This window comes from Nannocystis sp. RBIL2 (assembly GCF_026626745.1).
Classification (GTDB): Bacteria; Myxococcota_A; Polyangia; order Nannocystales; family Nannocystaceae; genus Nannocystis.
The window spans coordinates 5624544-5639193 of sequence record NZ_JAPNJW010000001.1 but is presented as its reverse complement, the minus strand read 5'-3'; the positions used below and the strand labels follow the sequence as shown (position 1 = coordinate 5639193).

The 14650-nt window shown below is 70.8% G+C and carries 10 protein-coding genes; 4 read left to right on the top strand and 6 right to left on the bottom strand.

Annotated elements, in window-relative coordinates; translation table 11 throughout:
• Positions 1 to 28: 28 nt before the first annotated feature.
• Complete coding sequence (locus OV090_RS22430) at positions 29 to 2710, bottom strand: glucosidase (RefSeq protein ID WP_267706104.1); 2682 nt, start codon at positions 2708 to 2710, stop codon at positions 29 to 31.
• A gap of 93 nt (positions 2711 to 2803) precedes the next feature.
• Here OV090_RS22430 and zwf point away from each other — a divergent pair, with 93 nt between their 5' ends.
• The 4 genes from zwf to ppsA are packed head-to-tail and all read left to right on the top strand — an operon-like array spanning position 2804 to position 8792.
• Positions 2804 to 4330 (top strand): glucose-6-phosphate dehydrogenase, encoded by a 1527-nt coding sequence (zwf, locus tag OV090_RS22425; RefSeq protein ID WP_267706102.1) that lies wholly within the window; start codon positions 2804 to 2806, stop codon positions 4328 to 4330.
• Complete coding sequence (pgl, locus tag OV090_RS22420; RefSeq protein ID WP_267706100.1) at positions 4327 to 5010, top strand: 6-phosphogluconolactonase; 684 nt, start codon at positions 4327 to 4329, stop codon at positions 5008 to 5010. Before zwf ends, pgl begins: the two co-directional genes overlap by 4 nt.
• Complete coding sequence (gene gndA / locus OV090_RS22415) at positions 5003 to 6454, top strand: NADP-dependent phosphogluconate dehydrogenase (protein ID WP_267706098.1); 1452 nt, start codon at positions 5003 to 5005, stop codon at positions 6452 to 6454. Before pgl ends, gndA begins: the two co-directional genes overlap by 8 nt.
• 31 nt (positions 6455 to 6485) lie before the next feature.
• The gene (ppsA, locus tag OV090_RS22410) at positions 6486 to 8792 is read left to right on the top strand and encodes a phosphoenolpyruvate synthase (protein WP_267706095.1); all 2307 of its coding nucleotides are present in this window, start codon (positions 6486 to 6488) and stop codon (positions 8790 to 8792) included.
• Positions 8793 to 8906: 114 nt separating this feature from the next.
• On the opposite strand, the gene OV090_RS22405 is transcribed toward ppsA, so the two are convergent.
• The 5 genes from OV090_RS22405 to OV090_RS22385 form a co-directional block, all read right to left on the bottom strand.
• Positions 8907 to 9806: a hypothetical protein gene (locus tag OV090_RS22405; protein WP_267706093.1), complete on the bottom strand. Its 900-nt coding sequence runs from the start codon at positions 9804 to 9806 to the stop codon at positions 8907 to 8909.
• A gap of 356 nt (positions 9807 to 10162) precedes the next feature.
• On the bottom strand, positions 10163 to 11146 hold the full coding sequence (locus OV090_RS22400; protein WP_267706090.1) for a zinc-dependent alcohol dehydrogenase family protein: 984 nt from the start codon (positions 11144 to 11146) through the stop codon (positions 10163 to 10165).
• A 1-nt stretch (position 11147) separates the two neighbouring features.
• Entirely contained in the window at positions 11148 to 11789 is a 642-nt protein-coding gene (locus OV090_RS22395) for a hypothetical protein (RefSeq protein WP_267706088.1), read from the bottom strand.
• Positions 11790 to 12223: 434 nt separating this feature from the next.
• On the bottom strand, positions 12224 to 12841 hold the full coding sequence (locus tag OV090_RS22390) for a hypothetical protein (protein WP_267706086.1): 618 nt from the start codon (positions 12839 to 12841) through the stop codon (positions 12224 to 12226).
• Between the two features lie 21 nt (positions 12842 to 12862).
• Complete coding sequence (locus OV090_RS22385; protein ID WP_267706084.1) at positions 12863 to 14608, bottom strand: AAA family ATPase; 1746 nt, start codon at positions 14606 to 14608, stop codon at positions 12863 to 12865.
• Positions 14609 to 14650 lie beyond the last annotated feature (42 nt).

Genomic DNA, 14650 nt, shown 5'->3' with positions numbered 1-14650 from the left:
TGTCCTTCGGGACAGCTCGCTGCAGACGTCAGTGATCGTCGTCGGGCGGCGGGCACTGCTGCAGGAGCAGCTTGGCCACCAGGGCGGTCCAGCCGGTCTGGTGGCTGGCGCCGAGGCCCTGGCCGGTGTCACCGTGGAAATATTCGTGGAACTGCAGGTGCTCGCGCCAGTGCGGGTCGTGCTGGCGCGGGTCGTCGCCGGCGTAGGGGCGACGGCCGCGGGCGTCGGGCAGGAACAGGCGGGTGAGGCGGCGCGACAGCTCGTCGGCGATCTCGCGGATCGACATGTAGTTGCCGGAGCCGGTCGGGCACTCGACGCGGAAGTCGTCCGAATAGTAGTGATGGAACTTCTGCAGCGCCTCGATGATGAGGTAGTTGATCGGGAACCACACCGGGCCGCGCCAGTTGCTGTTGCCGCCGAACAGGCCGGTGCGCGACTCGCCGGGCTCGTAGCCGATCGAGAGGGTGCTGCCGTCGATGTGCAGGCGGTACGGCTCGGTCGCGTGGATCTTGCTCAGGGAGCGCACGCCGTAGTCGGACAGGAACTCCTTGGGGTCGAGCAGGCGCCGCAGCAGGCGCTTCATGCGGCTGCCGCGGACCAGGGCGAGCAGGCGGCGCTCGCCGGCGCCCGGCTCGTACCAGCGCGAGACCAGGCGCGCCAGGTCGGGGCGGTGGGCCAAGAACCACTCGAGGCGGTGGCGGAAGCCGGGCATCTGCTCGAGCAGCAGCGGCTCGACGGTCTCGACCGCGAGCAGCGGGATCAGGCCGACCAGGGAGCGGGCCCGCAAGCGAAGCGCGCGACCGTCGGGCAGGTGCAGGACGTCGTAGAAGAACTCGTCCTGGTCGTCCCATAGGCCGATGCCCTCGCCGCCGAGGTTGTTCATGGCGTCGGCGATCGACAGGAAGTGCTCGAAGAACTTGCTGGCGATCTTCTCGTAGACCGGGTTTTCGCGGGCCAGCTCGAGCGCGATCGTCATCATGTTGAGCGAGAACATGCCCATCCACGCGGTGGCGTCGCTCTGCTCGAGCACGCCGCCGCGCGGCAGGCCGGCGCTGCGGTCGAACACGCCGATGTTGTCGAGCCCGAGGAAGCCGCCCTGGAAGATGTTCTTGCCGGCCGAGTCCTTGCGGTTCACCCACCAGGTGAAGTGCAGCAGCAGCTTGTGGAACATCGCCTCGAGGAAGGCCCGGTCGCCGTGGCCCCCGTGGCGCTGCTCGATCTTGTAGACGCGCCAGGTCGCCCACGCGAACACCGGCGGGTTCACGTCGCTGAAGTTCCACTCGTACGCCGGCATCGCCCCGTTCGGGTGGAGGAACCACTCGCGCGTCAGCAGGTCGAGCTGCGACTTGGCGAACTCCGGGTCGACCAGCGCCAGCGGGAGGCAGTGGAACGCCAGGTCCCACGCGGCGTACCACGGGTACTCCCACGTGTCGGGCATCGACATGACGTGGTGGTTGTAGAGGTGCTTCCAGTCGACGTTGCGCCCGTTCGTCCGCTCGCGCGGCGGCGGCGGCTGGGCCGGGTCGCCGGCGAGCCAGTCGCGGACGATGTAGTGGTAGAACTGCTTCGACCACAACAGGCCGGCGATCGCCTGGCGGAACACCTGCCGCTCGTCGTCCGTCATGTGCGCGCGGACGCCGTCGTAGAAGGTGTCGGCCTCGGCCCGGCGGGCCTGCATCACCGCGTCGAAGTCGGCGAACGGGGCGAATTCGGGGCCCGCGACCGGCTCGGCCGGGCACTGCGGTGAGGCTGTCTTTTGGGACAGACGCAGGCGCACCGTCCAGCTCTCGCCGGGGGCGACCACTGCGCGCAGGTGGACCGCCGACTTGGTGCCGTCCTGGGCGAGGACCCCGGGCTCACGACCGACGACGTGGCGGTGGAAGGCGTCCTTGACGTGCGGGGTGCGGTTCTCGGCGCCCCACAGCCGCTCGGCGTTGGTCTCGTTGTCGGTGAACAGGAGGTCGCCGGCGGCGTCGGCGACGAACCACAGTTCGCCGAGCTCGCGGTGCTCGGCGACGATCGCCGGCAGGCCGTCGGGGCGGCCGACCGGGGTGAGCGAGGGGACGCGCGGGTCGTTCGACCAGGCCCAGGTGTTGCGGAACCACAGCGTCGGCAGCAGGTGCAGCGGGGCCGGCTCGGGGCCGCGGTTGTGCGCGGTGACCTGGACGAGGATGTCGGTCGGGCCGGCCTTGGCGTACTCGACGAACACGTCGAAGTAGCGGCCCTCGTCGAACACCCCGGCGTCGACCAGCTCGAACTCGGGCTCGGTGCGCGAGCGGCGGGCGTTCTCGGCGAGCAGGCGCTCGTACGGGTAGGCCGCGTGCGGGTACTTGTAGAGCGCCCGCATGTAGCTGTGGGTCGGCGTGTTGTCGAGGTAGAAGTAGACCTCCTTGACGTCCTCGCCGTGGTTCCCCTGCGGCCCGGTGACCCCGAACAGCCGCTCCTTCAAGATCGGGTCGCGCTCGTTCCACAGGGCCAGGGCGAAGCACAGCCGCTGGTGGTCGTCGCTGAAGCCGAGGAGGCCGTCCTCGTTCCACCGGTAGGCCCGCGAGCGCGCGTGGTCGTGCGGGAAGTAGCGCCACACGTCGCCGTTTTCGCTGTAGTCCTCGCGCACGGTGGCCCACGCGCGTTCTGCGAGGTAGGGCCCGAACAGGTCCCAGCGGCGCTCTCGTCGACGTTGTTCGGCTTGGCGCTGGCGCTCGGGATCCATGGCCGCGCGCAATGTACCACGCGACCCCGCGTTCGCCCGCCCGGCGGTGGGGGCTGCCGCGCGCGGCGATGCGGGCTACCATTGCCGCGCCTCATGTCCTCCTCTCCTCCGGCGCACGTCGTGATCTTCGGCGCGAGCGGCGACCTCACGCTGCGCAAGCTGATGCCCGCCCTCACCAGCCTCGCCGCCCGCGGCCGCCCGAACGGCGGCTTCCACGTGCTCGGGGTCGCTCGCCGTCCGCTCGACGACGAGACCTACCGCAGCCAGATCCGCGAGGCCATGCCCGAGGAGCAGCGGGCCGACTTCGACGCCCTCGCGCCGCGCGTCCACTACCTGCCCGGCGACGTCGGCGCGCCCGAGGACCTCGACCGCCTGTCGCGTCGGCTCGACGAGCTGCCCGGCGGGCGCGAGGCGGGGCGCCTTTTCTACCTGTCTTTGAAGCCAGAATTGTTCGCGCCCACGGTCGCGCTGCTGTCGGTCGGCGGGCTCTTGCACGTGCGCGCCGACGAGGCTCGCGCGTGGCGGCGGGTGGTGGTGGAGAAGCCGTTCGGGCACGACCTGGCCTCGGCGGCGGCGCTGAACCGCCAGCTGCACGAGTCGCTGCGCGAGGACCAGATCTACCGCATCGACCACTACCTCGGGAAAGAGACGGTGCAGAACCTGCTCGGGTTCCGCTTCCACAACGCGATCTTCGAGCCGCTGTGGAACCGGCACCACGTCGAGCACGTGCAGGTCACGGTCGCCGAGGACCTGGGGATGGAGCGCGGGCGGGCGGCCTACTACGACTCGACCGGCGCGCTGCGCGACATGCTGCAGAATCACATGTTGCAGGTGCTGGCGCTGGCGATGATGGAGCCGCCGAGCTCGCTCGAGCCGGCGGCGATCCGCGGGCAGAAGATCCAGTTCCTGCGCAGCCTGCACGTGCCCGGGCCGGAGCACGCGCTGCGCTACTCGGTCCGCGGGCAGTACACTGCGGGCCGCGTCGGCGACAAGAAGGTGCCGGGCTACGCCGAGGAGGAGGGCGTGCCGCACGGCTCGCGCACCGAGACGTACGTGGCGATCCGGGCCGAGTGCGACTCGTGGCGCTGGGGCGGGGTGCCGATTTTGTTGCGCCACGGCAAGCGCCTGCCCAAGAAGTTCACGGAGGTGCGGATCCAGTTCCGCGTGCCGCCGGTGCAGCTGTTCAACCGCCCCGAGGGCATCAGCGACGACGAGTTCCGCGAGCGCCTGCGCCAGGGCGATCTGTGCCAGATCCGCCCCAACGCGCTGACGATCTCGATCCAGCCGCGCGAGGCGATCCGCCTGGCGTTCGGGGTCAAGCGCCCGGGCGCGGCCATGGTCATGGCCCCGGCCGAGCTCGACTTCGACTACCGCGAGCGCTTCGGCGATCGCACCGCGCCGGCCTACGAGCGGCTGCTGCTCGACGCGCTGAACGGCGACCAGACGCTGTTCCTCCACGCCGACGAGATCGAGGCCAGCTGGCGGTTCGCCGACGCGTTCCGCGGCGCCTGGGACCGGCCCGACGCGCCGCCGCCGGCCCAGTACGCGGCGGGCTCGTGGGGCCCCGAGCAGGCCGACGAGCTGTTCAACGGCTGCGAGGGCGGGTGGTCGGAGGGATGACGCCGACGCTCGAGATCGTGCGCACCTCGCAGCCGAGCGAGGCCGCGGCGGAGCGGCTGGCCCGGGCGATCGCCCGCGTCGACGCCCAGCGCGGCGCGTGCCGCCTGGCGATCCCCGGCGGCTCGGCGCTGGCGGTGCTGCCGCATGTCCTCAAGGACCTGCCGCAAGGGACATGGTCGAGAGTACAGCTCACGTGGGTCGACGAGCGCTGCGTGCCGGTGAGCGAGCCCGACAGCAACCGCGGGGCGTACCTGCGGCTGGGGCTGCCGCCGCCGCGGGGGGTGCTGCCGCTGTGGGCCGACGACGACGACGACCCGGTGCGCGCGGTGGAGCGGTTCGGGCGCGAGTTCGTGCGCAGCTTCGCGGGCGCGCTCGACGTGGCGCTGCTGGGCCTCGGCGAGGACGGGCACGTCGCCTCGCTGTTCCCCGGGCACGCGGCGCTGCAGGCCGCGGGGGCGGCGGTGTTCGTGGCCGACAGCCCGAAGCCGCCGCCGCGGCGGATGAGCCTGACGCTGCCGGTGCTGCGGGCGACGCCGCTGGCGGTGATGATGGCCGCGGGCGCGGGCAAGCGGGCCGCGCTGCGGCGAGTGATAAGGCGCGAGGCGGGCCTGCCGACGACGGCGCTCGCGTACCTCGTGATTGCGACCGACATCGATTCGGAGGGTGAGAGCGATGAGTGAGACAGGGCTGTGCGATCTGGCCGTGGTCGGCCTCGGCGTCATGGGCGGTAACCTCGCCCGCAACTTCGCCAGCCGCGGGCTGCGCGTGGCGGGCTATCAACGCACCGTCGAGCACGCGCACGCGCTGGCGGCGGCGCATCCGGAGGCGCACCTGCGGATCGCCTCCACGCTCGAAGAGCTGGTCGGGATGCTCGAGCGGCCGCGGCGGCTGGTGTTGATGGTCAACGCCGGGCCGGCGGTCGACTCGGTGCTCGACCAGCTCGACCCGCTGCTCGAGGACGGCGACATCGTCGTCGACGGCGGCAACAGCCTCTACACCGACACCGACCGCCGGGTCGCGCGCGCCGAGTCGCGGCCGTGGCGGTTCGTCGGCATGGGCGTATCGGGCGGCTCGGAGGGCGCGCTGCTCGGGCCGTCGATCATGCCGGGCGGCGACCGCTACGCGTGGGAGCGCCTGCGCCCGCCGCTCGAGGCGATCGCGGCCCGCAGCGCCTCGGGCGTGTGCGTGACCTACTGCGGGCGCGGCTCGGCCGGGCACTTCGTGAAGATGGTGCACAACGGCATCGAGTACGGCGACATGCAGCTGATCGCCGAGGTCACGGCGTTGATGCGCGAGGGCATGGGCTGGCCCTGGGGACAGGTCGCCGACACGTTCGCCGAGTGGAACCGCGGCGAGCTCGAGAGCTACTTGATCGAGATCACGGCCGACATCCTGCGCGCGCCCGACCCGCAGAACGCGGGGGCGCTGCTGATCGACGCGATCCTCGACCGCGCCGGGCAGAAGGGCACCGGCAAGTGGACGGTGGCGGCGGCGGCCGAGCACGGGGTGCCGATCCCGACGATCGCCGCGGCCGTCGACGCCCGCCTGCTGTCGGCCGGCAAGGACCTGCGCACGCGCGCCGAGGCGGCGCTGCGGCCGGCTCGCGGGGTGATCCAGGGCGTCTCGCCGGCCGACCTGCGCGACGCACTGTACGCCAGCAAGATCGCCAGCTACACGCAGGGCTTTGCGCTGCTGCAGGCGGCCAGCGAGGCCCGCGACTACGGCACCAACCTGGCGGAGGTCGCCCGGATCTGGACCGGCGGCTGCATCATCCGCGCGGTCTTCCTCGAGCGGATCCGGGCCGCCTTCGCGGAAGCTTCACGGCCCTCCGGGCCTGAGGCTGCCGGCGACAAGCCCGAGCTGCTGGTGCTCGCGCCCGACTTCGCCGCCGACGTGGCGCGCCGCCTGCCCGGTTGGCGCCGCGTGGTCGCGGCGGCGGCCGCGGCCGGTCACCCGATCCCCGGGCTGTCCGCTTCGCTGGCGTGGTTCGACACACTCACCCAGTCGCGCGGCAGCGCATCGCTCATCCAGGCCCAGCGCGACTACTTCGGCAGTCACACCTACGAACGCGTCGACGCCCCCGGAGTGTTCGTCCACACCGAGTGGCCCAAGTCCTCGCAGTAGCGGCCCTCGCGACATTCGCCATAGTGGGGCCATGGCGACGTACATCGCGTGGCTCTCCGAGCTGTCGGCCGCCGACGTCCCGAGCGTCGGCGGCAAGGGCGCCAACCTCGGCGAGATGACCCGCGCCGGCCTGCCCGTGCCGGGCGGCTTCGTCGTCACCACCGCGGCCTTCCTCGCCGCGGTGGACGCGGCCGCGGTGCGGGCTGAGCTCTTCGACATGTTCAAAAAGACAGACGCCGAATCGCCGCAGGGGCTGGCGGAGGCGTCGGCGCGGATGCGGGCGCTGGTCCAGCGGGCGGGCGTGCCGGCGGACGTGCGGGCGGCGATCGCCGGGGCCTACGCGGAGCTCGGCGCCGACGTGCCGGTCGCGGTGCGGTCGTCGGCGACCAGCGAGGACGCCGGCTCGACGTCGTTCGCGGGGATGCACGAGACGTACACCAACGTGGTCGGCACCGCGGCCCTGTGCGAGCGGATCGTCGCCTGCTGGGCCTCGGCCTACGGGCAGCGGGCGCTCGCGTACCGCAAGGCCGAGAGCATCGGCGAGGAGCCGACGATCGCGGTGGTGGTGCAGGCCATGGTCGACGCGGCTCGCTCGGGGGTGATGTTCACCGCCGACCCCGCCAGCGGCGACCGCGACACGATCGTCATCGAGGCGGCGTTCGGCCTCGGCGAGGTGGTGGTCGGCGGGCAGGTCGAGGTCGACACCTACGTGCTCGCCAAGGCCGGGCCGACGGTCCGCTCGGCGCGCGTCGGGTCCAAGCAGTTCAAGATCGTCCGCGACGCCCGCGGGCACGAGAGCAAGGTGTCTCTCGGGACAGACGAGGCGAACCGCCGGGTCCTGAGCGACGACGAGCTGCTGCAGCTCGCGCGCCTCGGGGCGCAGGTCGAGGCGCACTACGGGGCGCCGCAGGACGTCGAGTGGGCCGAGGCCGGCGGCGCGTTCTTCCTCGTGCAGACGCGGCCGATCACGACCCTGCAGAAGGTCGCGGCGGGGCCGGTCGAGGCGGCGCGCGGGCGCGTGCTGCTGCACGGGCTCGGGGCGTCGCCCGGGACGGCCAGCGGCAAGGTCCGGGTGCTGCGCTCGCCCGACGAGGGCGGCCGCCTCGAGGCGGGCGAGGTCCTGGTCGCGGCCATGACGTCGCCCGACTGGGTGCCGACGATGCGCCGCGCCGCCGCGGTCGTGACCGACTCCGGCGGGATGACCTGTCACGCGGCGATCGTCAGCCGCGAGCTGAAGATCCCCGCGATCGTCGGCGCGCGCGAGGCGACCCGCGTGCTGCGCGACGGGGAGCTGGTGACGGTCGACGGCAAGCGCGGGCAGGTGCTCGCGGGCGCGAAGCCGGAGCGCGTCGAGGTGGTGACGCCGAGCGTCGGCGAGCCGACCGCGCCGAGCGAGGCGCTGGCGACCCGGCTGTACGTCAACCTCGCGCTGGCCGAGCGCGCGGCCGAGGCGGCGGCGCTGCCGGTCGACGGGGTTGGGCTCTTGCGCGCAGAGTTCATGATCCTCGACGCGCTGGCCGGCCAGCACCCGCGCGACCTGGTGGCCCGCGGCGGGGGCCGCGAGTTCGTGGCGGCGATGGCGGAGCGCCTGCGGCAGATCGCGCGGGCGTTCGCGCCGCGGCCGGTGATCTACCGGACCTACGACTTCCGCAGCAACGAGTTCCGCGGGCTCAGCGGCGGCGAGCGCCACGAGCCGCGCGAGGACAACCCGATGATCGGGTACCGCGGCTGCTTCCGCTACATCCGCGACCCGGCGCTGTTCGACCTCGAGCTCGAGGCGCTGGCGCAGGTCCGCGAGGAGTCGCAAAACCTGCACGTGATGATCCCGTTCGTGCGCACCCGCTGGGAGCTCGAGCGCTGCCTCGAGCGCCTCGACAAGAGCCGGCTGGGGAGCGACCGGGGCCTGCTCCGCTGGGTGATGGCCGAGGTGCCGTCGGTGGCGTTTTGGATCCCCGAGTACGCGCGCCTGGGGATCCACGGGGTCTCGATCGGCTCGAACGATCTCACTCAATTGATGCTCGGGGTCGACCGCGACTCGGAGCTGTGCGCGGAGCTGTTCGACGAGTCCGACGCGGCGGTGGTCGACGCGATCGCCCGCATCATCGCCACTGCGCGCGCGCACGGGCTCACGTCGTCGCTGTGCGGGCAGGCGCCGTCGAATCGGCCCGAATTCGCGGAGACGCTGGTGCGCCTCGGGATCACGTCGATCTCCGTCAACGTCGACGCGGTCCACCAGACCCGCGCGACCGTGGCCGCCGCCGAGAAGCGGCTGCTGCTGGCGGCTGCGCGTTCGGGCATGTCCGATGGGACACACGCGACCGAGGCGCCGCTGCGCTGAGAATTCTTTCGATGCCTCGCGCGACAAAGCATGAGGGCGACGGGTCGTAGTGAATCGCCAGATGTCCGAGAGGACATGTCCTGAGTTGCTACACGCCACGCGATGGCTCGTCGGTCACGGCGTCCGGCGGCACACGCCGAGGTGCAGGCACTGCGGGGCCTCGTCGGGTCCGTAGAACGGCTGGCAGGCCTGTCCCGCGCCGGGGCACGCAGACGGCTGGGTGAGGTCGCACCACGGGACGCAGCAGCCGGCGGCGTTCGGGTCGCACTCGAGGGCTGCGCCCGGGCCGGCGCAGTGGAGGCCGGGGTCGCACTCGCTGCCGTCGTTGCAGCCGTCGCCAAAGGCGCCCGCGGATCCGGAGGCGTCGGTCAGACACTCGAACACGATGCCGCGGCCGAGCGCGAGCGGGACGCACACCTGCGAGTCGGAGCAAGGATCGCGGATCGGGTCACAACCCGGGAGGCAGACCGACAGGCCGGAGCCGAAGATCGAGCACCAGTGGGCGGTGCTGCACTCGGGCAGGCCCTGCGGAGGACAGCTGGGCGCGTCGGGGCTGCCGGTGCAGAACGAGACGCACACGCGGTCGGACGGATCGGCGCCCTGCTCGTAACAGAACGAACCGGCGGCGCACGAGTCGAGGCCGTCGAACGCGTGCTCGCCGGTCGAGCACGGCTCGCCCGGATGGTCGGGATCGCGGGCGACCGGGACGCAGCGAAAGGTGTCGAGCGGGCCGCTGCCGCTCAGCGCGGTGCACTTCTGTCCTTCGGGACAGTCTTGTAAAAAGAGGTCGCACTCGAGGATGGCGGTGTCGGGGCGAGCGATGAAGGCGCCCGCGCTCGCGTCGTCATCGGTGGTCGGCGTGGCGGTGGTGACTGTAGCGAAGGTTGAGGTCGAGCCGCCGAGCGAGGTCGTGGTGGTGCTGCCGTCGCCGGTCTGATACGCGGGGCCGGTGCCGCATGCGAGCAGGCCGGTCAGCGCGAACGCGACGCCAGGGGACGAGCACGACCTCCGCATCGCGCCCAGAGTAGCAGCGCTGCGTCGGCGACGACTGGCAGGGTCCTAGTGCCGAGACGACGCCCTCGGCCCGCGAGTGCTGCGAGCAACACGCGACGCGCGGCAAAGCGAAGCGAGCCGGCCTGGAGGCAGAGAGCAGATGACGCGGACGCAAGGTGGTGATCGCCGGGTCGCGCCCTCGCGCGAGTGTCTTCGTCGCGGGAGCGAGGTGCGTCACTCACGGGACGGGTCTCCGCGGGGCCAATGAGGGGCGCCGGTCCGAGACCTCGCGCGAGTGTTTTTCGTCGCTCTCGGGCCGAGCAGCGTGTCGGCGATGAGAGGCGCCGTCGCGCGGGCTTCTGGCGTGACGGGCTGGCTCACGGGACGAGGACCGCGGCGCCCGTGAAGGCGCCGGCGCGCAGGTCCGCGAGGGCCTGATTGGCCTGGTCCAGCGGATAGGTGTGCGTCGCCAGCACGAGCGGGGTGCGGGCCGCGGCGGCGAAGAAGGCGTGGCCGTCGGCGCGGGTCAGGTTGGCGACCGAACGCACCACGCGTTCGCCCCACAGCAGGCGGTAGGGAAAGCCGGGGATGTCGCTCATGTGAATGCCGCCGCAGACGACCACGCCGCCGGGACGCACTGCCTGGAGAGCGAGGGGGACGAGCGCGCCGACGGGGGCGAACAAGATCGCGGCGTCGAGCGGTTCGGGGGCGGGCTCGTCGGAGTCGCCGGCCCACGCGGCGCCGAGGCTGCGCGCGAAGCTCTGGGCCGCGAGGTCGCCGGGGCGGGTGAAGGCGTAAACGCGGCGCCCCTCGTGCGCGGCGAGCTGACAGAGGATGTGCGCGGCGGCGCCGAAGCCGTAGAGGCCGAGCGCGACCGGGTTGCCGGCCAGGCGGTAGCTTCGGTAGCCGATGAGGCCGGCGCAAAGCAGCGGAGCGGCCTCGACGTCGCGGTAGCGCGCGGGCAGCACGAAGCAAAACCGCGCGTCGGCGACCGCGTATTCGGCATAACCACCGTCGAGGGTGTAGCCGGTGAAGCGCGCGGCGGGGCACAGGTTCTCCTGTCCCCGAAGACAGGCGTTGCAATGTCCGCAGGCGCCGCCGAGCCACGGTACGCCGACACGTGTCCCGAGAGGCAGGCCGCTGGCGTCCGCGCCGCGAGCGACGATCCGGCCGACGACCTCGTGGCCGCAGACGAGCGGGAGCGATGGATCGGGCAAATCGCCGTCGGTGACGTGCAGGTCGGTGCGACACACGCCGCAGGCGGCGACCTGGATCACGACCTGATGCCGGGCCGGCTCGGGGACCGGTCGTTCGACGAGCCGCAACGGGTCGCCGACGCGCTCCAAGATCATCGCGCGCATGTCAGGAGGTCGGTGCCTCGAGAGCGACCGCGGCGCGCCGGATCGCCCCGAGCCACGGGGTGGCCTTGCGGATCAGCCCGTGCACGTGGATCGGTCGCCCGAGCACGAGGTCGTCGCGGCGCAGGACGTCGAGGGTGAAGCTGACCTCGCACGGGCCGCCGCGGTCGGCGGTGACGAGCCGCAGCTGGTCGCCGCCGTCGATGATGAGCTCCCCCGCGAGCGCGCCGTAACCGACGGTGCCCTCGCCCCCGACGCCGGACACTGCGGCGAGCTGGGCGGCGTCGAGCCGCCGCAGGTGCAGCTCGCGGACGACCTGGGCCCGCTTGGCGACGAGCACGAGCTCGCCGTCGGCGTCGCGCTCGAGCACGCCGGTGAGCAAGACGTCGTGGCCGAAGAAGTCCCGCAAGCCGCGTGGATGCCGGCCGCCGGGCCCGGCCAGGCGCGGCGAAAAATCATCCATCGGCAACCACGGGGTGACTCGCAGGCGCCGACCCTGGGTGTCCTCGAGGACAGGCCACATGGCGGCGACGCCGTCGCCGCCGCACCGCCGCAGGTGCCCGCGGCCGGTGACGAGCCGCCGCAAGAGCTTGTCGGAGTGCTCGAGCAGCGTGCTGAGATCGATGGCACGCGAGGCGTCATACATGGCCGGGAACCATGGCCGGCGGCGCCGCCGCGGCAACCGCGAGAGCCACCAAGTCGAACACGGCCGAGCTCACGAAGCATGGACGGCGAGACAGCCGCCGGCGCGGCGCTCACGGCGGTCGCCGCGGTGCGGCGCGCAGGGCGAACGAGGTGGAGCATGTCTCTAAGGCCATGTGACGAACAGGGAGCGTGCTCGAGCTCGAAGGGGAATCCAGGGTCGGCCGCGGCCGCGGCGAGCGCGTCGCCGAGGAATGCGAGACGAACAAAGTCAATGCGGGTACGGGGATGTTTCCGAGGACAGGTCGAGTCAGCAGAGGACGCGACCCTCGTCGGAATGCTTGAGGCAGAACCGCCGGGTGCGAGCCCCTGCCCGCGAGCGCGAGCGCAGAGGATGCGACTCTCGTCAGAATGTTTTTGAGGCAGAGCGCCGCCGAGTTACGCGCGTAGTCCTGCGAGCTCGAGCGCGAGTTCGCAGTTCGCGTCGACGTCGCCCGGCGAGGCTGGATCGCCCGGGGGTCGCTGCACTCGCGGAGAAGCCAGCGATGATGCCGGTCGCGGGTACAGCAGCTCCCACTGTTCGTCGTCCTCGTAGTCGAGGAAGGCCGCGCGCGCCTGACCGGCCGCGGCGAGCGAGGTCATGACCTTGCGGAAGCCGCCGGGCCCGGCGAACAGCCGGCTCATGCCGCTGCTCGCGGCGGACAGGTCGAGGGCGATGTACCGCGCGCCGGCGCTGAGCTTCATGTACACGAGGCCGACGCCCGCCTTGCCGTCTCGCACGTGGCGCGCGATCGGCTCGCTGTAGCCGTCGAAGTAACGCCGGACCTCGGCGTCGACCGGGACCATCACGACGAGGTCGTAGTGGTTGACGATGTCGAACACCGGCGGCAAGCCGCGCACGCCGGCGTTGGCTCGCTGCGGGGTGTTCGGTGACCAGGGCAGACAGGCGCGCAGGCGGCGGGCGTAGCCGTCGTCGACGCGGTCGGCGAGCGCGGTCAGCAGCGTATCGCAGGAACTGCGGGGGGCGATGAACTCGAAGCTGTAGCTGAGGCCCATGGCGCTCCTGCGGAGAGGAGTTCAGGGGAGCGGGCGCTCACAGGTGGCGCACGTTTTGGAGGACGGCGCTTCGAGCTGGTTGGCGTGGCGGATGAACGCGACGAGTCTTTCTAGCTGAGTCTGCAAGTCTTCTCCCGCGGGACCGGCGAACCAAGTCTCCGTGGAGAGAGCCTTCTTCACGACGCGCTCGGCATAGGCGGTCTTGCGCTCTCCTGCTGTCCCCGTTCCCCGGCTCTTGGACGCCTTTAGATGATCGTAGAAGGGGAGGTCGGCGGTCCCGCGTCGTGCGCGAACATGCTCGGCTGCGGCAACGTCCCAGAGATGCTCAATGGCCTCGTTCGGGAGGTACCACTCGATCTCGTAACCGTGGGTGATCCAGTGGTTGTCGCCGACGAGCTTGCCGATGTCGCGCACGGGCTCTTTCGCCGGGATTTGGCCGATGCCGGCGTCGCGGTCGCAGATGAAGTAGTTGTGGCGGCAGATCCGGTTGATGTCCTGAATCCACGCTTCCGGGTCAGGGGCGATGTCGGCTGCGAGGCTGAGGATGTTCGAGCCGCCGGTCTGGGCAAACGTGTAGTGCTGGTTGACGAGGAGCTCCGGAGCGACGAGGCCGAGCCAGTGCGTGACGAGCCGAACCTCGGTCGGGCCCTCGACCCAGATGACGCAGTTGGTCTGCGTGAGGCTGCTGGGCAGGACTCCGAGCTCGTCGAGGACTTGGCGCTGCTCTGGCTTCGATAGGCAGGGATGCGCGGTGGTCCTCTTGGGTTTCGGGTTGCTTGTGAGACGATAGACGTTCGCGCCGGAGAACTCGTTGACGAAGATCGGGCTATGGGTGGCCAGAAAGACTTGGCGCTTGCCGCGGTGTAGCTCGATCTGCTTGATCAGCCGCCTTTGAGCTGACTCATGCAGGTGCGACTCGGGTTCTTCGAGGAAGACGGCGCCTTCGTCGGGCTCCGCGAGTAGCACGAGTGCGAGAGCCAAAACTTGTTCTACGCCCCCCCCGAGATCCTTGAGACCCCGGGTAGTCTCGCCATCGTCAAAGGCGACCGAAATGTCAGTCGCGCTTGTATTCTTTTCGCGATGGATGCCGATTTTGCCGATGCCGGGAATGACCGAATTCATAAATTGATCGATTCGACCGCGCAGCTTGCCGCCAGCCATGCTGGACAGGATGTGGTCGAGACGACCAGTGAGGTGCTCAGCCTCGGAGTCTAGCCTTTCGTGATAGGCACCTAACTGCTCTACATAGAATGATTTGCGTCGGTGCCACAAGAAGTACGAGCTCTTGAGCCACGCTTTGTGGGAGCCGCTCAGGTGTTGCTCGGTCGCTTTCATCAAAGAAATATCGCTCCCCCGTCCGCGTTCGACCCATTGGATTTCGGGTATCTTCAGCTGACCGGTGTGGTAGCTCCCGGGCATGATACTGGCAGTCGCCTGGACGGCCTTGAAGGCTCGATCTTGGTCGTCGCTCCAGACCGCCTCCGTGCCCCCTTTTTTATGATGAGACCAGAAATAGGTTATGCCTGCTGCGAATTTTGCGGCCCGAAGTTTGACCTGAGCTTCGGGAGAGGCTGGTGTGCCAATCATAAGCTCCTGAGCGTGTTCGACCTTGACCTGCTCGCCTGCTGCCTGGGCGAACGTCTGGATCCCTTTGAACAGCGTCGTCTTACCGACATTGTTCGGCCCGACGATGATGTTCACCGGCGCGAGGTTGCGGAGCTGGAGGCCCTCGAGGTGGCGGAAGTTGAGCAACAAGTCACTGATCATCGTCAGCTCCTCTCGGGGCGACCGCCGCCCTGCTGGGTTGTC

Coding starts and splice junctions, on each gene's coding strand:
- OV090_RS22400 (WP_267706090.1), bottom strand. CDS start 11,146: ATGCGCGCGATGATCTTGGAGCGCGTCGGCGACCCGTTGCGGCTCGTC.
- zwf (WP_267706102.1), top strand. CDS start 2,804: ATGTCCTCCTCTCCTCCGGCGCACGTCGTGATCTTCGGCGCGAGCGGC.
- OV090_RS22385 (WP_267706084.1), bottom strand. CDS start 14,608: ATGATCAGTGACTTGTTGCTCAACTTCCGCCACCTCGAGGGCCTCCAG.
- OV090_RS22395 (WP_267706088.1), bottom strand. CDS start 11,789: ATGTATGACGCCTCGCGTGCCATCGATCTCAGCACGCTGCTCGAGCAC.
- OV090_RS22405 (WP_267706093.1), bottom strand. CDS start 9,806: ATGCGGAGGTCGTGCTCGTCCCCTGGCGTCGCGTTCGCGCTGACCGGC.
- pgl (WP_267706100.1), top strand. CDS start 4,327: ATGACGCCGACGCTCGAGATCGTGCGCACCTCGCAGCCGAGCGAGGCC.
- gndA (WP_267706098.1), top strand. CDS start 5,003: ATGAGTGAGACAGGGCTGTGCGATCTGGCCGTGGTCGGCCTCGGCGTC.
- ppsA (WP_267706095.1), top strand. CDS start 6,486: ATGGCGACGTACATCGCGTGGCTCTCCGAGCTGTCGGCCGCCGACGTC.
- OV090_RS22390 (WP_267706086.1), bottom strand. CDS start 12,841: ATGGGCCTCAGCTACAGCTTCGAGTTCATCGCCCCCCGCAGTTCCTGC.
- OV090_RS22430 (WP_267706104.1), bottom strand. CDS start 2,710: ATGGATCCCGAGCGCCAGCGCCAAGCCGAACAACGTCGACGAGAGCGC.